General features: G+C 64.0%; 17 protein-coding genes. 9 read left to right on the top strand and 8 right to left on the bottom strand.

What is annotated here, in order from left to right:
• Nucleotides 1-72 precede the first annotated feature (72 nt).
• Together AB7A72_RS02965 and AB7A72_RS02960 are read left to right on the top strand one after the other, a co-directional pair.
• On the top strand, nucleotides 73-726 hold the full coding sequence (locus tag AB7A72_RS02965; protein ID WP_312834195.1) for a flavin reductase family protein: 654 nt from the start codon (nucleotides 73-75) through the stop codon (nucleotides 724-726).
• A 164-nt stretch (nucleotides 727-890) separates the two neighbouring features.
• A complete protein-coding gene (locus tag AB7A72_RS02960) occupies nucleotides 891-1,403 on the top strand; it encodes a hypothetical protein (protein WP_312834196.1) in 513 nt (170 codons plus the stop codon).
• 198 nt (nucleotides 1,404-1,601) lie between these two features.
• On the opposite strand, the gene AB7A72_RS02955 is transcribed toward AB7A72_RS02960, so the two are convergent.
• Complete coding sequence (locus AB7A72_RS02955) at nucleotides 1,602-2,657, bottom strand: LacI family DNA-binding transcriptional regulator (protein WP_312834197.1); 1,056 nt, start codon at nucleotides 2,655-2,657, stop codon at nucleotides 1,602-1,604.
• A 116-nt stretch (nucleotides 2,658-2,773) separates the two neighbouring features.
• Here AB7A72_RS02955 and AB7A72_RS02950 point away from each other — a divergent pair, with 116 nt between their 5' ends.
• From AB7A72_RS02950 to AB7A72_RS02930, 5 genes are all read left to right on the top strand, one after another.
• Entirely contained in the window at nucleotides 2,774-3,793 is a 1,020-nt protein-coding gene (locus AB7A72_RS02950) for a TRAP transporter substrate-binding protein (RefSeq protein ID WP_312410269.1), read from the top strand.
• Nucleotides 3,794-3,829: 36 nt separating this feature from the next.
• On the top strand, nucleotides 3,830-5,716 hold the full coding sequence (locus AB7A72_RS02945) for a TRAP transporter large permease (protein WP_312834198.1): 1,887 nt from the start codon (nucleotides 3,830-3,832) through the stop codon (nucleotides 5,714-5,716).
• 153 nt (nucleotides 5,717-5,869) lie between these two features.
• The gene (locus tag AB7A72_RS02940; RefSeq protein WP_312410264.1) at nucleotides 5,870-6,409 is read left to right on the top strand and encodes a VOC family protein; all 540 of its coding nucleotides are present in this window, start codon (nucleotides 5,870-5,872) and stop codon (nucleotides 6,407-6,409) included.
• A gap of 30 nt (nucleotides 6,410-6,439) precedes the next feature.
• On the top strand, nucleotides 6,440-7,717 hold the full coding sequence (locus AB7A72_RS02935; protein ID WP_312834199.1) for a ribulose-bisphosphate carboxylase large subunit family protein: 1,278 nt from the start codon (nucleotides 6,440-6,442) through the stop codon (nucleotides 7,715-7,717).
• Between the two features lie 5 nt (nucleotides 7,718-7,722).
• The gene (locus AB7A72_RS02930; RefSeq protein ID WP_312834200.1) at nucleotides 7,723-9,078 is read left to right on the top strand and encodes a four-carbon acid sugar kinase family protein; all 1,356 of its coding nucleotides are present in this window, start codon (nucleotides 7,723-7,725) and stop codon (nucleotides 9,076-9,078) included.
• Nucleotides 9,079-9,191: 113 nt separating this feature from the next.
• Here AB7A72_RS02930 and AB7A72_RS02925 read toward each other — a convergent pair whose 3' ends face one another.
• From AB7A72_RS02925 to AB7A72_RS02900, 6 genes are all read right to left on the bottom strand, one after another.
• On the bottom strand, nucleotides 9,192-11,495 hold the full coding sequence (locus tag AB7A72_RS02925; protein WP_230771898.1) for an NADP-dependent malic enzyme: 2,304 nt from the start codon (nucleotides 11,493-11,495) through the stop codon (nucleotides 9,192-9,194).
• A gap of 103 nt (nucleotides 11,496-11,598) precedes the next feature.
• Nucleotides 11,599-13,086, bottom strand: a complete 1,488-nt coding sequence (locus tag AB7A72_RS02920) for a nucleobase:cation symporter-2 family protein (protein WP_239811157.1) — start codon at nucleotides 13,084-13,086, stop codon at nucleotides 11,599-11,601.
• 271 nt (nucleotides 13,087-13,357) lie between these two features.
• Nucleotides 13,358-14,629, bottom strand: a complete 1,272-nt coding sequence (locus tag AB7A72_RS02915) for a M20/M25/M40 family metallo-hydrolase (RefSeq protein WP_312834201.1) — start codon at nucleotides 14,627-14,629, stop codon at nucleotides 13,358-13,360.
• The gene (gene uraD, locus AB7A72_RS02910) at nucleotides 14,626-16,401 is read right to left on the bottom strand and encodes a 2-oxo-4-hydroxy-4-carboxy-5-ureidoimidazoline decarboxylase (protein WP_312410250.1); all 1,776 of its coding nucleotides are present in this window, start codon (nucleotides 16,399-16,401) and stop codon (nucleotides 14,626-14,628) included. The genes AB7A72_RS02915 and uraD overlap by 4 nt, the downstream gene beginning before the upstream one ends.
• A 57-nt stretch (nucleotides 16,402-16,458) precedes the next feature.
• Entirely contained in the window at nucleotides 16,459-17,418 is a 960-nt protein-coding gene (puuE, locus tag AB7A72_RS02905; RefSeq protein WP_312410248.1) for an allantoinase PuuE, read from the bottom strand.
• Entirely contained in the window at nucleotides 17,415-18,092 is a 678-nt protein-coding gene (locus AB7A72_RS02900; RefSeq protein WP_369458960.1) for a GntR family transcriptional regulator, read from the bottom strand. The genes puuE and AB7A72_RS02900 overlap by 4 nt, the downstream gene beginning before the upstream one ends.
• Nucleotides 18,093-18,184: 92 nt before the next feature.
• Here AB7A72_RS02900 and uraH point away from each other — a divergent pair, with 92 nt between their 5' ends.
• Entirely contained in the window at nucleotides 18,185-18,535 is a 351-nt protein-coding gene (gene uraH / locus AB7A72_RS02895; protein WP_369458959.1) for a hydroxyisourate hydrolase, read from the top strand.
• A 194-nt stretch (nucleotides 18,536-18,729) separates the two neighbouring features.
• Nucleotides 18,730-19,314, top strand: coding sequence for a BPSL1445 family SYLF domain-containing lipoprotein (locus tag AB7A72_RS02890; RefSeq protein ID WP_230771885.1), 585 nt, complete (start codon nucleotides 18,730-18,732; stop codon nucleotides 19,312-19,314).
• Nucleotides 19,315-19,398: 84 nt separating this feature from the next.
• Here AB7A72_RS02890 and AB7A72_RS02885 read toward each other — a convergent pair whose 3' ends face one another.
• On the bottom strand, nucleotides 19,399-19,977 hold the full coding sequence (locus tag AB7A72_RS02885) for a hypothetical protein (protein WP_369458958.1): 579 nt from the start codon (nucleotides 19,975-19,977) through the stop codon (nucleotides 19,399-19,401).
• Between the last annotated feature and the right edge of the window lie 49 nt (nucleotides 19,978-20,026).

Genomic DNA, 20,026 nt, shown 5'->3' with positions numbered 1-20,026 from the left:
CTACTGGCGCGCGGGCGGCCCGGCATGGCAATTGCAAGCAAAATGCGCCATCCAGACGATGAGAAAACGCCCATGACCGAGATCGACTTTGCCCAGCTGGGCACCTACGAACGCTACAAGCTGATGGCCAGCCTGATCGTGCCGCGCCCGATTGCGTTGGTGACGACCCTGGGCGCAGACGGCACCATCAATGCGGCCCCTTTCAGCATGTTCAACATGATGGGCGAGGACCCGCCGGTGGTGATGCTGAGCGTGAACAAGCTGCAGGACTCCGCGCAGAAAGACACTGCCACCAACATCCTGCGCGACAAGGAGTTTGTGGTGCACATCGCCGACGAAGCGATGGCCGCCGCCATGCACCGCTGCGGCGACCGCCTGGCCCCGCACGAGAGCGAGCTGGATCACACGGGCTTAACTGCCACCCCTTCCCAAAGCGTGCGCCCCCCACGCATCGTGCAAGCCCCCGTCGCCTTCGAATGCGTGCTGCACGAAACCCTTGAAACCCCGAGCCGCTACGTCTTCATCGGCCGGGTGCAGTGGCTGGCCGTACGCGACGGCCTGGTCGACACCGAAAAATGGCGGGTGCGCCTGCAGGAGTTCTTCCCCGTCGGGCGCTTTGGCGCGAGCTTTTACATCAACTGCCGCGAGCGCTTTGCGATTGAGGCGGGGGAAGGATTGGCTGCTGCGCAGAGTGGGGTGGGTAGTACGGCGATTGATGAGATGTGAGGGGGTACCTATATCTAGAAGATGGTCTTCATGTATGAGCTGGTGAAGGAAAACAATAGCTAACTAAAGTCCTTTGTGCCGCATCAGGAGCGTTGAAGTGTTGAGTTCCAAATTCCTGCGTAGTACTTTCCGCATAATTTCGCTTTTAAGTGTTGGAGGAATCAATGAAGGTACCTTTTGACATCCGCACGTCTACCAAGATAGGTTTACATGGCGGGGAACGCTACATCGTCACCCGAGGGCGTACAGGGTATTTAAGAATTGTTGGTGATGAGCCCCAGTGGTTGCTGATGACCGCGACAGCAGATGAGGATGATGGGCGAATCCGCCGTTGTTCAGATCAATTGAGATTGGTTGAAGCAGCTATGCGACTTGGTAAAGAGCTGAACACTGCACCAACCGTAGAAAAGGACTGGATGGGGCGTGAGTACGTCAAGATCGGCCTTATTACCAGAGATTCAGTTCAAACTCCAGACGAGTTTGAAAATGAGAACAATGCTGCCATCATTAGGTTTTTTGAGCTATTTGATCAGTGCACTGACCTGAGAACACGCGGGGAAGATGACTTGCGAAATCTGTACGATGCCTTATCTCTGGACGATGGAGGAGGAGACGTTTATCTCTGCGATGGCGTTTGGCTTAGTAGTGACGGATCTTTAAGTGATCGAGGTAGATGAATTCAATCTATTTGCTAAATAGCGAGTGGATGTTGCTGTTGCCAAAGTTGTTCATCAACTGACTGTGACGAGGGCGTGATTGCTTCTTCTGAGACATGCAGTGTTCGGCCAGAAGGATGGATTTTTGCAGCACGGTTACTTTTTGAGTAACCCGCTGGTTGTCTCGCGTCACATTTAGTCGCCTAGACATTGTCTCTATCAAGGCAAATTCTCCCGAAAGATGACCTGGCTGCGCACGATGTCCACCGCCGTCATCGTGTCGAGCTGGTCGCGCAGATTGCTGAACATGCGGATGCAGCTCATGATGATGCCCAGGTGGCTTTGGGTGATGACCGCGTCCATCGTGCCGTTGATCAGCAGCGCGCGGGTGTCGGGGGTGAGGCCGTGGCCGATGAGGACGACCTGGTGCTCGCGGCCGGCTTCCTGCAGCGCGCGGCCTACCCCATCCGATGACCCTCCGATGTTGTAGATGCCGGCGATATGCGGGTGGCGCTGCAGCAGCTCCTTGGTCTGCTGGTAGTTGCGGGACGAGTCGTCGTAGCTCTCGCGCAGGCCCAGGATCTGCATGTCGGGGAACTGCTCGGCATGCAGTTGCAGAAAGCCGCCTTCGCGTTCTTCATGCGCCAGGTAGCTGCGCGATCCTGCAATCAGCGCGATTTGCGCATCGCGGCGCTGGCTGCCGATAAAGCGGGCCAGCAGGTAGGCGGCGGTGCGGCCGGCGGCACGGTTGTCCAGCCCCACATAGGCGATGCGGGCGCTGTTGTCCAGGTCGGAAATAACGGTCAACGTCGGCACGCCCCGGTCAGCGAGTTGCTGCACCGCTTCGCGCACGGCGGGGTGCTCGATCGCCATGAAGGCGATACCCTGCACCCGTTTGCCCAGGCGCAGCAAGGTAGCGGCCAGCGCTTCGGGGTTGAAGCTTTCGACATATTCCACCTGGCATTTGACGTTGAACGGCGCCTGGTGGCTTTCTGAAAAACCAATGGTGTCGCCCAGCATGCGCAGATAGGGGTTCTGCCCCTGGGGCAGCACAAAGGCCAGCTTCCAGGGCGCGGATTGCGGCGCGGCATCGGCCAGCGCATCGGGCAGGTAGCCCAGCGCCTGGGCGGCCTGGCGCACCTTCTGCACGGTGATGGGGCGCACGCCGGGGCGCTGGTTCAGCACCCGGTCGGCGGTGGCGGTAGAGACACCCGCCAGGGCGGCCACGGTCTTGAGCGTGAGGCGCTGCGGCGGCGCTGCGGGGCTATGAGGCATCAGAAAACATCAAATTCAATCATTTTGTGCGTTTGACTATAGCAAGCCGTTTGCCTATCTTCCAGTATGAGATTTGTGCCATTACATCAATTCAAATCAAATATTAGGAGACAAGCATGAACGAACTCAGCCGCCGTTCCCTCATCAAGGGACTGACCGCCTTGCCTGCCGCAGGCATGGTGTCGGGCTTTCCATTGGTTGCGCGTGCCGCCGAGTTCTCGCTCAAATACGGCAACAACCTGCCGCTGAGCCACCCGCTCAACATCCGCGCGCAAGAGGCGGCGGACCGCATCCGCAAGGAAAGCAATGGCCGCGTCGAGCTGGCCATATACCCCAACAACCAGCTCGGCGGTGATACCGACATGCTGGCGCAGGTGCGCTCGGGCGGTATCGATTTCTTCACGCCATCGGCGCTGGTGATTGCGACCTTGGTGCCAGCTGCGGCCATCAATGCAGTGGGTTTTGCGTTTACCAACTACGACCAGGTCTGGAAGGCGATGGATGGCCCGCTGGGCGCGATGGTGCGGGCCGAGATTGCCAAGCGCAAGCTCTATGCGTTCGAGAAGATGTGGGACAACGGTTTCCGCCAGACCACCAGCAGCAAGGGCGCGGTGCACAGCGCCAAGGACATGGATGGCCTCAAGATCCGCGTGCCGGTGAGCCCGATGCCGATTGCGATGTTCAAGGGCCTGGGCGCTGCTCCGGCCAGCCTGCAGTTCTCCGAGGTGTACTCGTCGCTGCAGACCCGGATTGTGGATGCGCAGGAAAACCCGCTGCCCATCATCCAGGTGGCCAAGCTCTACGAGGTGCAGAAGTTCTGCTCGCTGACCAACCATATCTGGGATGGCTACTGGTTCATTGCCAACGGCCGCATGTGGGAGAGCCTGCCGGCCGATCTGAAGAAGATCGTGGCCACGGCGATCAACGATGCCGGCATGGCGCAGCGGGGGGATATCAGCCAGCTCAATGCCTCGGTACAGGCCGATCTTGCCAGCAAGGGCCTGCAGTTCAACCAGCCCGATGCGGAGAGCTTTCGCGCAGCGCTGCGCAGCTCGGGCTTTTACAAGGATTGGCAAGGCCGCTTCGGCAAGGACGTGTGGAGCCTGCTCGAAGGCGCCGTTGGCAAGCTCGCTTGAGCGATGCCCTGATTCACGCCCTGAAAGAGCATTGCCATGTCCCACCCTGCAACCCCCGCGCTGGCGGGGCTCTCGGCTGCGCCGCCCGACAACGCCTTGGCCTCGCTGGCCCGTGGCGTTGACCGTGGCCTGGGCGCCATCGTCGAGACGGCGGCCGCTGCCCTGGTGCTGGCCGAAATCATCGTGCTGTTTGCCGGCGTGGTGGCACGCTATGTGTTTCACCAGCCGCTGGTCTGGTCCGATGAGCTGGCTTCGCTGATGTTTTTGTGGCTGTCCATGCTGGGTGCCGTAGTGGCGCTGCGCCGGGGCGAGCACATGCGCATGACGGCATTCATCAACAACGTGCGGCCGGGCCTGCGCGCAGCGCTGGAGGCCTTTGCGCTGGCCGCATCGCTGGCCTTTTTGCTGATGGTGCTGGGCCCCGCCTATGAGTACGCGGAGGAAGAGGCCTTTATCACCACCCCGGCGATGGAGCTGAGCAATGCCTGGCGGGCCGCCGCGCTGCCGGTGGGCATGGGCCTGATGGCCGTGGTGGCCTTGCTGCGTCTGCTGACGCAGAGCAGCTGGCAAAAGGCGCTGGCCGCGGTGGCGCTGGTGGCCGCGCTGGTGCTGCTGTTCTGGCTGTGCCAGCCGCTGTTCAAGAGCCTGGGCAAGTTCAACCTGGTGATCTTCTTTGTGCTGGTGGTGGCGGGCACGGTGTTTGCGGGTGTGCCGATTGCGTTCTCGTTTGCGCTGGCCACCTTTGGCTACCTGGCGCTGACCACACGCACGCCGCTGGTGGTGATGGTGGGGCGGCTCGATGAAGGCATGTCGCACCTGATCATGCTGGCGGTGCCGATGTTCATTTTTCTGGGCTCGCTGATCGAGATGACCGGCATGGCCAAGGCGATGATCCAGTTTCTGGCCAGCCTGCTGGGCCGCGTGCGCGGGGGCCTGTCCTATGTGTTGATTGGCGCGATGTACCTGGTCTCGGGCATCTCGGGATCGAAGGTGGCCGACATGGCCGCGATTGCGCCGGTGCTGTTCCCCGAGATGAAAAAGCGCGGCGCCAAGGAGGGCGACCTGGTCGCGCTGCTGTCGGCCACCGGTGCGCAGACGGAGACCATTCCTCCGTCCATCGTGCTGATCACGATTGGCTCGGTCACCGGCATATCGATTGCTGCGCTGTTTACCGGCGGCATGCTGCCGGCGGTGGTGCTGGGCGCTGCGCTGTGCTGCGTCGTGTGGTGGCGTTACCGCAAAGAGGATCTGGGCGGTGTCGAGCGCTTCAGCGGCAAGCAGATTGGCCGCCTGCTGGTGATTGCGTTGCCGGCGCTGGCCTTGCCCTTTGTGATCCGCGCTGCGGTGGTGGAGGGCATTGCGACGGCGACCGAGGTCTCCACCATCGGCGTGGTCTATTCGGTGCTGGTGGGCCTGTTCATCTACCGCTGCTTTGACTGGCGGCGCCTCAAACCCATGCTGGTGGAGACCGCTTCGCTGTCGGGCGCGATCATGCTGATTGTGGGCTGCGCCACCGGCATGGCCTGGGGGCTGACGCAGTCGGGCTTCTCGGCTGACCTGGCCAAGGCGATGACCAGCATGCCGGGCGGCAGCTGGGGATTTCTGGCGATCTCCATCGTCTGCTTCATTGTGCTGGGCAGTGTGCTCGAAGGCATTCCCGCCATCGTGCTGTTTGGCCCGCTGCTGTTCCCCATCGCCAAAGCGGTGGGCGTGCACGAGGTGCATTACGCGATGGTCGTGATCTTTGCGATGGGCATCGGCCTGTTTGCACCCCCCTTTGGCGTGGGCTACTACGGCGCCTGCGCGATCAGCAAGGTCAACCCCAACGAAGGCATTCGGCCCATCGGCGGCTACATGCTGGCGCTCTTCGTCGGGCTGCTCTTTGTCGCGGCCATTCCCTGGATTTCCACCGGATTTTTATAAGCGGGCGGCGGCCACATGGCCCACATGGCCCACACGGCCCACCTGGCCGCCTGGCCCGCTTCCCGGTCTGTGTCTGTATCGCGTGCACCCACGTGAGGCAGTGCCCATGCCATCAACGCAACAACCAACCCTATAACAAACGAAGGACAAGCTATGAGCCGCTTTTTGGGAGAGATCCGCCAGCTGGGCTATGTGGTCAACGATATCGAGGCTGCGATGAAGTACTGGAGCGAGACCCTGGGCGTGGGCCCCTGGTTTTACAACCCGAAGGTGCCGATCGAGAACTACCGGTACGCGGGCGAGCGCTACCAGCCCCACAACTCGGTGGCGCTGGCCAACTCGGGCTTTGTGCAGGTGGAGCTGATCCAGGTGCGCAACGATGTGCCATCGATGTACCGTGACTTTCTGCGCGCCGGCCGCACGGGCCTGCAGCATGTGGCGTACTGGACCACCGACTACGACGCCGATCTGCAGCGCCTGCTGGCGCAGGGCTTCCAGCCGCAGATGAGTGGCGAGGTGGGCAAGAACGGCCGCTTTATCTACTTTGACACCGAGTACCACCCGGGCACGGTGATCGAGCTGTCCGAGGTGATGGGCCCCAAGGGCAGGATGTTTGACCTGATCCGCGCGGCCTCCCAGGACTGGGATGGCCAGAACCCCGTGCGCCCTTTCCCCGACCTCAACACCCTGTGAAGGCCGGCCCGCGCTGGGCCTGGACATGCGATGACATCTACCTATTTTGAAGCCAGCTACCTGATCGAGACGCCACTGGCGCCCGAGGCCGTGGCCGAGGTGATGGCCGGTGAGCAATCCTGCGGCACCTTTGCCCGCGTGGCGGGCGAGACCGATGACCTGCGGGCACGCGCGCGTGCCCAGGTGCTGCAGGTGCAGCCGCTGGGCACGGTGGACCGGCCCAGCCTGCCCAATGCCTGGCTGGAGCGCCAAGGCTATGGCGCGGGTGCCCACTGGCAGCGTGCGCGCGTGCGCATTGCCTTCCCCATTGCCAATGTGGGCGCCAACCTGCCCACCTTGGCCGCCACGGTCAGCGGCAATCTGTATGACCTGGGAGAGGTGTCAGGCCTGCGGCTGGAGTGCCTGGACCTGCCTCCAGACTATCGCGACCAGTTCGATCTGCCGGCCTTGGGGATGGCCGGCACGCGGCGCAGCATTGGCGCTGCCCATGGTGCCATGGTGGGCACCATCATCAAGCCGAATGTGGGCCTGTCCGCCCAGCAGACGGCCGACCTGGTGCGGCAGCTCTGCGATGCGGGCGTGGACTTTATCAAGGACGACGAGGTATCAGCCAACCCGGCGCATGCGCCTCTGCAGGAGCGCATTCCAGCGGTGATGCGCGTGATCCGCGAGCACCGGGAGCGCACCGGCAAATGGGTGATGGTGGCCTTCAACATCACCGATGAGACCAGCGCCATGCTGCGCCATGCCGATCTGGTGCAGCAGGAGGGCGGCAGCTGCGTGATGGCCAGCATCAACTGGTGCGGGCTGTCGGGCATCCAGAGCCTGCGGCGACATACCCCGCTAGCGCTGCATGCGCACCGCAATGGCTATGGCGCGCTGTCGCGCGACCCGATGCTGGGCATGGGCTACCAGGCCTACCAGACCCTGTGGCGCCTGGCCGGGGTGGACCATGTGCATGTGCACGGCCTGCAGGGCAAGTTTGCCCAGCCCGATGCCGAGGTGGTGGAGTCCGCGCAGGACTGCCAGCGGCGCCTGTCTGCCGTGCAGGACGACCGGGTGCTGCCCGCATTCTCATCGGGCCAGTGGGCGGGCACGGTGCCGGCCACCTGGGCGGCGTCGCAGAGCGATGACCTGCTGTTCATGGCGGGCGGCGGCATTCTGGCGCACCCCGATGGCCCGGCTGCCGGCGTGCTGAGCATTCGCCAGGCCTGGGCTGCCGTGCGCGCCAGCAGCAGCCTGGACGACTATGCACGGCATGCGCCGGAGCTGGCGCGCGCGCTGCAGTTTTTTGGCAAGCGCGGATAGGCGCCATGCTGGACACCTTGCTGCGCGGCAAGCCCGCCGTCGTCTGGTATGGCGATGACTTTACCGGTGCGACCGACACCCTGGCCACGGTGGCGCAGGCGGGCCTGCGTTCTCTGCTTTTTCTGGATGTGCCGACCGGGGCGCAGCGGGCCAAGGCCGGGCCCTTGCAGGCCATGGGCATCGCCGGTGCGGCCCGCAGTCTGAGCCCCAACGCAATGGCCGATGTGCTGGCGCCGGTGGCGCAGTTCATGGCCGCCAGCGGCGCGCCGCTGCTGCACTACAAATGCTGCTCCACCTTTGACAGTGCCCCGCATGTGGGCAGCATTGGTGCGGCGGTGGCGGCCTTGCGCAAGGTGGCAGCCGCATCGCCAGCGGTGATCGTTGGCGGCCAGCCCAATATTGGGCGTTTTTGCGCCTTTGGCAACCTGTTTGCGCAGGCCGGGCCGGGTGGGGCGGTTCACCGTATTGACCGCCATCCCACCATGCGGCAGCACCCTGTCACCCCGATGGACGAGGCCGATCTGCGCCTGCACCTGTCCAGGCAGGGGCTGGCCGATATTCGGCTGCTGAGCACGCGGCAGCTGGAGCTGGCGGGTGCTGATACCGAGGTGCTGTTGCGCTGGATGCAGGCGCAAGAAGGCGCAGGCCCTGTGCCAGATGCCTTGCTGATCGACCTGGTGCACGAAGCCCAGCTGCCGCAGATTGGCGCGCTGCTGTGGGCGCGTGCGCAGCAAGCGCCGTTGCTGGCCGTGGGGCCCAGCGGCGTGGAGCAGTGCCTGATAGCAGGCTGGCGCCAACTGGGATGGTTGGGCGATGTGCCAGCGGCTGAACCGCTGGCGCCCGCGCAGGGCCCGGTGCTGGTGCTGGTCGGCAGCCTGTCGCCGGTCTCCCGCCAGCAGATCGCGGCCAGCCAGCAGTTTGACAAGCGGGAGGTGGAGGTGGGCCGGCTGCTGGCAGAGGAGGGCTATCTGAGCAATTGCGCGGCCCAGTTGGCCCAGGGCCTGCACGAGGGGCGCCATATGCTGGCGCACACCAGCCGGCCCAGCCAAGCGGTGGACGCGGCCACGACGGCAGCAGTGGCACAGCGCAGCGCGCAGCTGGTGGCAGAGACCTTGCGCCTGCTGGCCGCACAGGGCCAGCCCTTGCGGCGCCTGGGCATTGCGGGCGGCGATACCTCCAGCCTGGCAACGCAGGCGTTGGGGCTGTGGGGACTGGCCTTCCACAGCGCCTTGGCGCCCGGGGTGACCCTGAGCGTGGCGCGCAGCGATGATGCGCGCATCGATGGGCTGGAGCTGATGCTCAAAGGCGGGCAGATGGGCGATGCGCAGCTGTTCGACCGGCTGGTGACGGGGGCGTGCTGAAAGCCGCCGTGGCTGAGTGGCAGACGTAAAAAAGCCCCAGGCGCTGTGCCTGGGGCTATCTTTGGGCTATCCGTGCAAACCAAACCAAGGCGCGGTGGGTGCCGCGCCAGGGCTTACTTGCCTTCCTTGCGGGCCTGGGCCTGGGCGGCGACCAGGGCGGTCATGTTGACCACGCGGCGCACGGTGGACGAGGGGGTCAGCACATGGGCGGGTGCCTCGCTGCCCAGCAGGATCGGGCCGATGGTGGTGCCGTGCGATGCCGTGGTCTTGAGCACATTGAACAGAATGTTCGCTGCGTCCAGGTTCGGGCAGATCAGCACATTGGCTTCACCGGTCAGGCTCGACTCGATGAGGGTGCGCTCGCGCACGTGTTCGTCCAGCGCGGCGTCGCCATGCATCTCGCCATCGCATTCGATGTCGGGGTTGGCGGCGGCAAACAGGTCGCGGGCAGCGCGCATCTTGAGCGCCGACTTGCGGGTGGACGAGCCGTAGTTGCTGTGCGACAGGAAGGCCACCTTGGGCGGCAGGCCAAAACGCTGCACCTCTTGCGCGGCGAGCTTGGCGATCTGGGCCAGCTCTTCGGCGGTCGGGTCTTCGTTGATGTAGGTATCAGCGATGAACAGCGTGCGGTTTTCCAGCATCAGCGCGTTCACGGTGGCCAGGCGGTTGGCATCGGTCTGGTGGCCCAGCACGTCTTCGATATGGCCCAGGTGCTTGTCGAAGCGGCCCATCACGCCGCACAGCATCGCATCAGCATCGCCCAGGTGCACCATCAGTGCGGCGATCACGGTGTTGGAACGGCGCACGGCAGACTTCGCGACCTCGGGGGTCACGCCATTGCGGCCCATCAGGGCGTGGTAGGCCTCCCAGTACTGGCGGAAGCGGGGGTCATCTTCCGGATCGACGATGTCCACATCCTTACCCAGTTGCAGGCGCAGACCGGCCTTGGCGATGCGGGCCTCGATGACGGCAGGGCGGCCGATCAGGATCGGCTTGGCCAGGCCGTCGTCCACGGCGACCTGCACGGCGCGCAGCACGCGCTCGTCTTCGCCTTCGGCGTAGGCCACGCGTTGCACATGGCTCTTGGCCGCAGCAAACACCGGGCGCATGAACATGCTGGTCTGGTAGACGAAGCGGGTGAGGTTCTCACGGTAGGCGTCGATGTCTTCGATCGGGCGTGCAGCCACGCCGGACTCTTGTGCAGCCTTGGCCACGGCGGGCGCAATGCGCAGGATCAGGCGCGTGTCGAACGGGGTGGGGATCAGGTAGTCGGGGCCGAACTTCAGCTCCTTACCCTGGTAGGCGGCAGCCACTTCGTCGCTGACGTCCTGTTTGGCCAGCGCGGCGATTTCGCGCACGCAGGCCAGCTTCATCGCCTCGGTGATCTTGCTGGCGCCGCAATCGAGCGCGCCACGGAAGATGTAGGGGAAGCACAGCACGTTGTTGACCTGGTTCGGGTAGTCCGAACGGCCGGTGGCGATGATGCAATCGGGACGAACGGCCTTGGCCAGCTCAGGGCGGATTTCTGGCTCGGGGTTGGCCAGCGCCAGGATGATGGGCTTGTCGGCCATGGTCTTGACCATGTCGGCCGTCAGCACGCCCGGGGCGGAGCAGCCCAGGAACACGTCAGCGCCGTTGACCACGTCGGCCAAGGTACGGGCCTCGGTCTTTTGCGCGTAGCGCGCCTTGGAGGCATCCAGGTTGCCAGGGCGGCCTTCGTAGATCACGCCCTTGGAGTCGACCATGAAGATGTTCTCGCGCTTGACGCCGAGGCCCACCATCACATCGACGCAGGCAATGGCTGCAGCGCCCGCGCCGGAGACGGCGATCTTGACGTTGCCGATTTGCTTGTCGACCAGTTCCAGGCCGTTGAGCAGCGCAGCGCTGGAGATGATGGCCGTGCCGTGCTGGTCGTCATGGAACACCGGAATGTTCATGCGCTTGGACAGCTCTTGCTCGATGTAGAAGCACTCGGGTGCCTTGATGTCTTCGAGGTTGATGCCGCCCAGCGTGGGCTCGAGGCTGGCGATGATGTCGATCAGCTTGTCTGGATCGCGCTCGGCCAGCTCGATGTCGAACACATCGACGCCGGCGAACTTCTTGAACAGGCAGCCCTTGCCTTCCATCACCGGCTTGCTGGCCAGCGGGCCGATATCGCCCAGGCCCAGCACGGCGGTGCCATTGGTGATCACGCCGACCAGGTTGCCGCGCGAGGTGTAGTCGGCTGCCAGGCTGGGATCGGCTTCGATGTCCAGGCAAGGGTAGGCCACGCCTGGCGAATAGGCCAGCGACAGGTCACGCTGGTTGGACAGCGGCTTGGTGGGGGTGACGGAGATCTTGCCCTTGCTCGGGCTGCGATGGTATTCGAGTGCGGCTTCGCGCAGTGCCTGTTCGGCGGCGGACAGTTGTTGTGCCATAAGAGTGAATCAATCCAGTGTGAACCCAGCTGATGATAAAGGCGCAGGCCCACCCCTATGGGGCAGTGGGCCTAAGTTTCGATGCTGCACCGCAGCAATCTTGTCAGTGGGCATCTGCTTGCTGCGCAGCCTTGATGATCTGGGCCTGGTCAAGTTTGGCGCCGTTGAAAAACAGGTTCAACGCCACCGCACAGATGGAGGCCAGCAGGATGCCCGATTCGATCAGCGGGTGGATGGCGTGGGGCATCCACTGGCGGAATTGCGGTGCAATCAGCGGAATCATGCCGACGCCGATGGACACCGCCACCACCATGGCGTTGTAGCGGTTATGGCGGAAGTCCACGTTTGACAGGATGCGGATGCCGGTGGCAGCGACCATGCCGAACATGACCAGACCCGCACCGCCGAGCACCATCGTCGGCAGCGATTCGACCAGCGCACCCAGCTTGGGCAGCACGCCCAGAATGATCAGGATGAAGCCGCCGGCCACGCAGACAAAGCGGCTCTGGATGCCGGTGACTGCCACCAGGCCCACGTTTTGCGAGAAGCTGGTGTAGGGGAAGGTGTTGAAGATGCCGCCCAGCAAGGTGCCCAGGCCATCGGTGCGCAGGCCCCGGGTCAGGTCGGCCGGGGTGACCTCCTTGTTCGTCATGTCGCCCAGCGCCAGGAACATGCCGACCGATTCGATCATCACGACGATCATCACCAGGGTCATCGTCAGGATCAGGATGGGGTCGAACACCGGCATCGCAATCTCGAACGGCATCACAAAATCAAACCATTCGGCATGCGCCACTTTTTCATAGGTCATCAAGCCCATCGCCGAGGCGACGATGGCGCCAATGACAATGCCGGCCAGCACCGCGATATTGGCCATGAAGCCCTTGGCGAACTTGGTGATCAGCAGGATGGAGACCAGCACCAACGCAGAGATGCCCACGCCGCTCAGGTCCGCATAGCGGGGGTTGGGGACCGACGGCAGAATCGCCAGCCCATGGGGGATGGGGGGCAGCGCCGAGCCGGGCGCGCCAGCGGCCACCTGCGCACTCTGCAGCCATTTGACATGCTCTGGATTGGGCACCGACGGCGCGGTGGGGCCGGCGGGGTTGCCAAAGATCCAGTTGATGCCCACGCGCATCAGGCTGATGCCGATGACGGTGATGATGGTGCCGGTGACGACCGGCGGGAAGAACCGCAGCATGCGGCTGACCAGCGGTGAGATCAGTATCGAGATGACCCCCGCCCCGATGACCGAGCCAAAGATCAGGCCTGCGCCATAGACGCCGCCATTGGTCTGCGCCATCGAGATCATCGGCGCCACGCTGGCAAAGGTCACGCCCATCATCACCGGCAGCTTGATGCCAAACCAGCGGGTCGCGCCCCAGGCCTGAATCAGGGTAACCAGACCGCAGACGAACAGATCGGCCGATATCAGCTTGGCTATCTGGTGTGAATCGAGGTTGAGCGCGCGCCCCACGATCAGCGGCACCGCCACGGCCCCCGCGTACATGACCAGTACATGCTGCAAGCCCAAGGTGGTGAGGCGCCCCAGGGGCAGCACCTGGTCAACGGGGTGTTTGTCAGATTGCATCTTTATCACTCCTCATGCGGGGGAATTTGACTGAATAAGCCAGTGTTATTGCTTAGGAATCCATACAAAAAGTGTATACACATGCACTGCAACAGCACCCCCCTGATTACCCTCAAGCAGCGCCGTTGCTGCAGCTTCAAACCCTGTGGCCGATGAGCGGCCCGCCCCCCCGCAAAGCTTGCAGGCACAAGCAAAACTGCCCCCGGGCGCCGGGCCAGGGGGCAGTTGGTAAAAGGATGTTTTCGGCGGCGTGCTGGAGCGCCGCGTTGGATCAGGCCAACAGATCGACCAGCGAGCGGGCGATGACCTTGGTGGCGCGGCGCAGGTCTTCCAGGTCGAGGCGCTCGTCGGCGCGCTTGGCATGGCTTTCCAGCACGGTGCGCGGGCCTGCGCCGTAGATGACGCCGGGAATGCCGCGCTCTACATACAGGCGCACATCGGTGTACAGCGGCGTGCCGACGGCCGGAGGCTTTTCGCCAAACAGCGCTTCGCCATGGGTCTGGATGGCATCGACCAGCGGCTGGTTGCCGGCCAGCGGCGTCATCGCATTGGCCAGCAGCAGGCGCTTGATGTCGATGCGCACAGCGTCATCGCCCTGGTAGCCGCGCTCGCTGTTGAAGCGCTCCACCGCCTTGGCAATCACCTGGCGGATATGGGCCTCGACCTCGACCGGGTTCTCCTCGGGGATCATGCGGCGGTCAATCTTGAGCAGCACCTTGCCGGGGATCACATTGGTGTTGGTGCCGCCTTCGATGCGGCCAATGTTCAGGTAGGGGTGCTTGATGCCTGCAACTTTAGAGCAGACCTTTTGGTAGGCGGTGTTTTCCGCATACAGGTCGTTCATGATCGCGACGGTGGCCTGCAGCGCATCCACACCGGTGTGGGGCACGGCGGCATGGGCCATCTTGCCGTGCACGGTGATCTCCATCTGCAGGCAGCCATTGTGGGCGACGACCACTTCATAGCTGAATCCAGCGGCGACCATCAGGTCGGGCTTGGTCAGGCCTTTTTCCAGCAGCCAGCCGGGGCCCAGCAGGCCGCCAAACTCTTCGTCATAGGTAAAGTGCAGCTCGACTGCGCCCTTGCTGGGCTTGGCCACGGCCTCCAGTGCGCGCAGCGCGTAGGTGAAGGTGGAGAAATCGCACTTGCTCACGGCGGCAGCCCGGCCGTAGAGCTTGCCGTCGACAATGCGGGCGCCATAGGGGTCATGGCTCCAGCCCTCGCCAGGCGGCACCACATCGCCATGGGCATTGAGTGCAATGGTGCGGCCCGAGCCGGCTGCGCCAAAGGGGCGGCGCACGATCAGGTTGGTGATGGACGTCATGCCATAGGCTTCAACATCGGCCTGGGGTACCTCATGCTTTTCTGCGGTGTAGCCCATGGCCTGCAGCAGCTCGGCAGTGCGCTCGGCATGCGGCGTGTTGTCGCCTGGCGGCGTGTCCGTGGGGACTTGCACCAGCTTCTGGAAGAACTGCACCTGCTCGTCAAAGTGCTGGTCGATCCACTGGTCCAGGGCGGCGTAGGTGGCGTTGTTCGTGGTCATACGGTTTCGTTTTCTAGTTGTTGAAGGACGTGGCTGAAGCTGTCGATCGCCAGTTGCATGTCATCGGCGGTCGAGGATTCCAGCGGGTTGTGGCTGATGCCACTGTTGATGCCGCGCACAAAGAGCATGGCCTGGGGCATGATCTCGTGCAGCTTCATCGCATCATGGCCGGCGCCGCTGGGCATGCGGAACAAGGGCACGCCCTGGGCGGCCACGGCCTTTTCCCAGCGCTGTTGCCAGGCGGGAGCGCTGGGGGCCGCTGCGGCCTGCATGGTTTGCTCGGCGCGGTAGCGCAGGCCACGCTTTTGCGCAATCGCCTCCAGCTGGCCCATCACGTCGCGCACCAGCGCATCGCGCTGCGGATCGGTGGGGGCGCGCATGTCGATGCTGAACTTGCACAGGCCGGGTACGACGTTGATCGAGCCGCTGGGCACCTCCAGCATGCCGACGGTGGCGACCGAGTCGCCATCCTGCGCGGCGCGCTGCTCGGCGTACAGCATCAGCTCGGCCACGCCGCAGGCGGCATCGCGGCGGCGGTCCATCGGCGTGGTGCCGGCATGGCTGGCCATGCCCTGCATCTCGCAGACAAAGCGCGAGCTGCCATTGATCGAGGTGACGATGCCCAGCGGAATATCCAGCTCGGTCAGCACCGGGCCCTGCTCGATGTGCACCTCGATAAAGCCCAGGTACTGCGAGGCATCGCGCTGGATCTTGGGGATATCGTCGATGCACAGGCCGGCGTGCTGCATGGCCTCGCGCATCGTGATGCCGGCGGCGTCTGCCTGGTCCAGCCACTGCGGGTTGAAGTGGCCGATCAGCGCGCCCGAGCCCAGGAAGGTGGCCTTGTAGCGCTGGCCTTCCTCCTCGGCAAAGGCCACCACCTCGATGCCGAAGGGCAGGCGTTTGCCGGCGCGGTGCAGCTCGCGCACACAGGCCATCGGCACAAAGATGCCCAGGCGCCCGTCGTACTTGCCACCGTTGCGCACGGTGTCGTAATGGCTGCCGGTCAGCAGGTACTTGCCGCCTTCTTGCGCAGGGCGGTAGCGGCCCACGACATTGCCGACCGCATCGATTTCGACCTCGTCAAAGCCGCTGTCGCGCATCCAGTGGCTGATGCGCTGGGCGCAGGCGCGGTGGGCATCGGTCAGGTAGGTGACGGTGAGCTGGCCTTTTTCGGCAAAGCCCTCGTCGCTGTGCTGGGCCAGGCGCTCCTGCCAGTCCCAGACGTCGTTGCCCAGCACCGGCTCGTAGCCGAACTTGTCGTTCAGGCGGATCTCGGCGATGCGGTGGATGTTGCGCAGCGCCTCCTCGCGCTCGAAATCGGGGTGGTGGTTCAGGCGCCGCGCAAAGGTGGCGATGATCTCCTGCTTGGGCAGGCCCAGGCCCCGGGGCCCGCGCACCGCCAGGATGAACGGAAAGCCAAAGCGCGCGTTGTAGTCCGCATTGAGCTGCTGGATCTGCGCAAACTCCTCAGCGGTGCACTGGGTGAGACCCGCGCGGTTTTGCTCCGAGGTGGACTCTGCCGTCAAGGTGTTGGCCACCATGGCCTTGCCTGCCAACTCGGGGTGGGCGCGGATCAGCGCGAGCTGCGCATCGACCGGGGCCTGCGCCAGCACACGCACCATCGCGTGCTTGAGCTGGGCGAGCGAGGCAAAGGGCCGCTGGGCCAGCGCGGCCTGGGCAATCCAGGGCGAGTGCTCGTACAGCCCATCGAGCATGGCCAGTGCCGCATCGGGCGTGGCTTGGTTGAGTTGTTCCAGGGTCAGGGCCATGTGTTTCCTATCGAATGGATGGGTGCCGTTTGCGCACGCGCGGGGTGGTGTCGTCTTTCAGAGCGTGGGCGCGGGAAAGCGCTCGGCCCAGTGGCGGGCGATGTCGATGCGGCGGCAGACCCAGACGTTCTGGTGCTGCTGGATATGGTCCAGAAAGCGCTGCAGTGCGGTGATGCGGCCCGGGCGGCCCAGCAGGCGGCAGTGCATGCCGATGCTCATCATCTTGGGGCGGTTCTCACCGGCGGGGTCACCTTCGGCGTACAGCACATCGAAGCTGTCCTTGAGGTACTGGAAGAAGGGATCGGCATGCGAGTAGCCCTGGGGCAGCGCAAAGCGCATATCGTTGCAGTCCAGCGTGTAGGGCAGGATCAGCTGGTGGGCGGCGCTGCCGTCGCTCTTGCCGACCTTCATCCAGAACGGCAGGTCGTCGCCGTAGTAGTCGCTGTCATAGGCAAAGCCGCCAAAGTCGGCCACCAGGCGGTGGGTGTTGGGGCTGTCGCGGCCGGTGTACCAGCCCAGGCCGTGGGTGCTGCGGCTGCCGTAGAGGCTGTGGAAGATATCCATCGCCTGCTGCATGTGGGCGCGCTCCACGTCTTCGGGCGTGTTCTGGTAGTGCACCCATTTGAGGCCGTGGCAGGCCACCTCATGGCCCAGATCGGAAAACGCCTGGGCCAGTTCGCGGTGGCGTTGCAGTGCCGAGGCCACGCCAAACACCGTCAGCGGCAGACCGCGCTTCTCAAACTCGCGCAGCAGGCGCCATACGCCGGCGCGCGAGCCGTATTCATAGATGCCATCCATGCTCATGTGGCGGTCCGGGTAGGACGCCGGGTTGAACATTTCCGACAGGAACTGCTCGCTGCCCGGGTCACCGTGCAGCACATGGTTTTCGCCGCCTTCCTCGTAGTTCAGCACAAACTGCACGGCAATGCGCGCGCCCTGGGGCCACTGGGCGTGGGGCACATCGCGGCCGTAGCCGATGAGGTCGCGGGGGTAGGGGGTGGTAGCGTCGTAGGTCATAGCGTGATCGAGGACAGAGCCATGGATAAATCGTTGCTGGGAATCTCGCGTTCGAACTGCAGGCCTTGCTCGACATGCTCCAGGTGCGCGATCATCAGCCGCACAGCGCCTTCTGCATCCTTGCGGGCGAGGGCCTGCACGATCTCTTCGTGCTCCTCGTGCGAATGGGCGGCAGCGCTGGCCGACTGGTACATCAGGGTGATCAGCGCGCAGCGCGAGATCAGATCGCCCAGCAGCTGGGCCAGCACATCGTTGCCCATCAGCTCGGCCATGCGCACATGGAAGTCGCCCAGCAGCTCGGTGCGCTCGGTGACATCGGCGCGGTGTACGGCGGCGGCCTCTTGCCGCACATGCTCGCGCAAGACCTTGATCTGCTTGGGCGTGACGGTATCGACAAAGCTGCGGGTCATCTGCGCTTCGAGCATCTTGCGCACGGCAAAGACCTGGCGCGCTTCGGTGACGGACGGGGTCGACACAAAGGCGCCGCGTGCCGGCTCCAGCGTGACCAGGTGGTTCTGCGAGAGCTGGAACAGCGCCTGGCGCACCAGGGTGCGTGATACGCCAAAGTGGTCCGCGAGTTTCTGCTCGGCCAGCTTGGTGCCCGGCAGCAACCGGTGCTCGACGATGGCACGGGTCAGGGATTGGGCAATGGTGGACGTTGAGGTGGATTCCATGTCAGGATAGTAGGCCGAATGACAAAAAGTGTATACACTTTTAGTGCACATCACCAGTCCGATCTTACCCAGAATCATCAGGAGATTTACCTATGGGCCTGAGCACCCACGTTCTCGATACGATGCACGGCTGCCCCGCAGCGGGCATGGACATTGCACTGTATGCCACCGATGGCGGCGAGCTGCGCCTGATCCGGCGTGACACGCTGAACCACGACGGACGCACCCAGACCCTGTTGTTTGACAATGCATCGCTGCGCCCCGGCACCTACCGCCTGAGCTTTGAGGTGGCGGCCTACTTTGCCGCCAAGGGCGTGGAGCTGCCCAGCCCCAACTTTCTGAACCAGGTGAACCTGGACTTTGGCGTGGCCCATGCCGACCAGCATTACCACGTGCCGCTGCTGGTCAGCCCCTGGAGCTATTCGACCTACCGGGGGTCGTGAGGCGGGGCGCATGCACGCGGCCGCGTTTGACCTGTCTCAGGCACGCATCACCCAGCCTGTAGGCCGACGCCGCAAGTTGTATCTGCAGGCTTCCAGCGTCACGGGGTGTGGCTACCATTCTCTCCTAGGGGTACCGCCGAATAGACGGCGGTGCAGACCTGATTGCCATAACAGCAAATTTCAAAGGAGTAGGTATGCAACGTTTTTCCATGCGCACCCTGGGTGTTGCGGCGGCCGTGGTTGCCGGCGCTCTGTCGATGGCGGCCTGCACGGTCACCAAGCCTGAGACCAGCAATGCGCCGCGCGCAGACGAAACATCCGTCGATGCCCGCGCCAACGCTGCGCTGGAGCGCCTGTACCAGACCGCTCCTGGCTCCAAGGACCTGGTCGCGCGCTCCAAGGGCGTGCTGGTGTTCCCATCCGTCATTGGCGGCAGCTTTGTGATCGGTGTGGAGCATGGCCGTGGCGTGCTGCGCGTGGGTAACCGCAGCGACAGCTACTACAGCACCACCGGCGCGTCGATCGGCTGGCAGGCCGGTGGCCAGTCCAAGGCCGTCATCTATGTGTTCAACACGCCTGAAGCGCTGGCGAAGTTCCGCGACAGCAATGGCTGGTCGGTAGGTGCAGACGCCACCGTGGCCGCCGGCCGCATCGGCGCCAACGGCAGCATCGACACCACCTCGGCCCAGGCCCCTGTGACCAGCTTTGTGCTGAACAACGCAGGCCTGGAAGCGGGCGTGTCGCTGCAAGGCGCCAAGATCACCAAGATCAAGGAATAAAGCAGCGCCCACAGCGGCTGCTCAGCAGAAACCGGCCAGCTTTCACTGGCCGGTTTTTTTGCGCCTGCGCCTTGTGCGAGCGGCTTATTGCTGGCCTTCGCTCAAGGTGTGCAGCTGGAACTTGCCGGAGGCATCCCAGAGCCAGGTCTCGGTATAGGAGACCATCACCTCGCCATGGCGCAAATGCTGCGGGGCAGGGAAGGGGGCAGCGGCCTGCACCAGCGCCTCGATCTGTGGCGGCACCTCCTGGGCCTGCGCGGGCTCGCGCATCCAGTTCATGTCCTGGATATGGCCGTCTTCATCCAGCAGCAGCTCCAGCACGCCGATGGCGTAGAGCATGGGCGGCAGCATGCCGGGGTAGATGCGCTCGGCATAGCGGTCATACAGGTGGTGTGCGCAGCGCTTGCGGTAGGCCTCATCGGCAACCGGGTTGAGCACCGAGTCCTGGCCATCGGCTTGCGGGGACCAGGCGGGCATGCGCATGCCTGGCAATTCAGTGAGCACCGAGAGGTAGCTGTCCTGGTCGTCATCCTGCTCGGCGGGGCGGGCTGCGTTCGTAGCCTGGCCTGCCGCTGCATTGGCCGGCGCTGGCGCCTTTCGCGGTATACGAAAAAGCGTATGCCAAAGTCGTGACAGCAGGGAGGGAGAGGGTCGATCACTCATGGTACAAATCCGTCTACAGCGGCCCTGCAGTATCGCAGGCTGCTTTTCA

This window comes from Comamonas sediminis, from assembly GCF_041107495.1.
Classification (GTDB): Bacteria; Pseudomonadota; Gammaproteobacteria; order Burkholderiales; family Burkholderiaceae_C; genus Comamonas; species Comamonas sediminis.
Note: the sequence above shows the minus strand (reverse complement) of the source record. Positions and strands in the feature narration are given on the sequence as shown.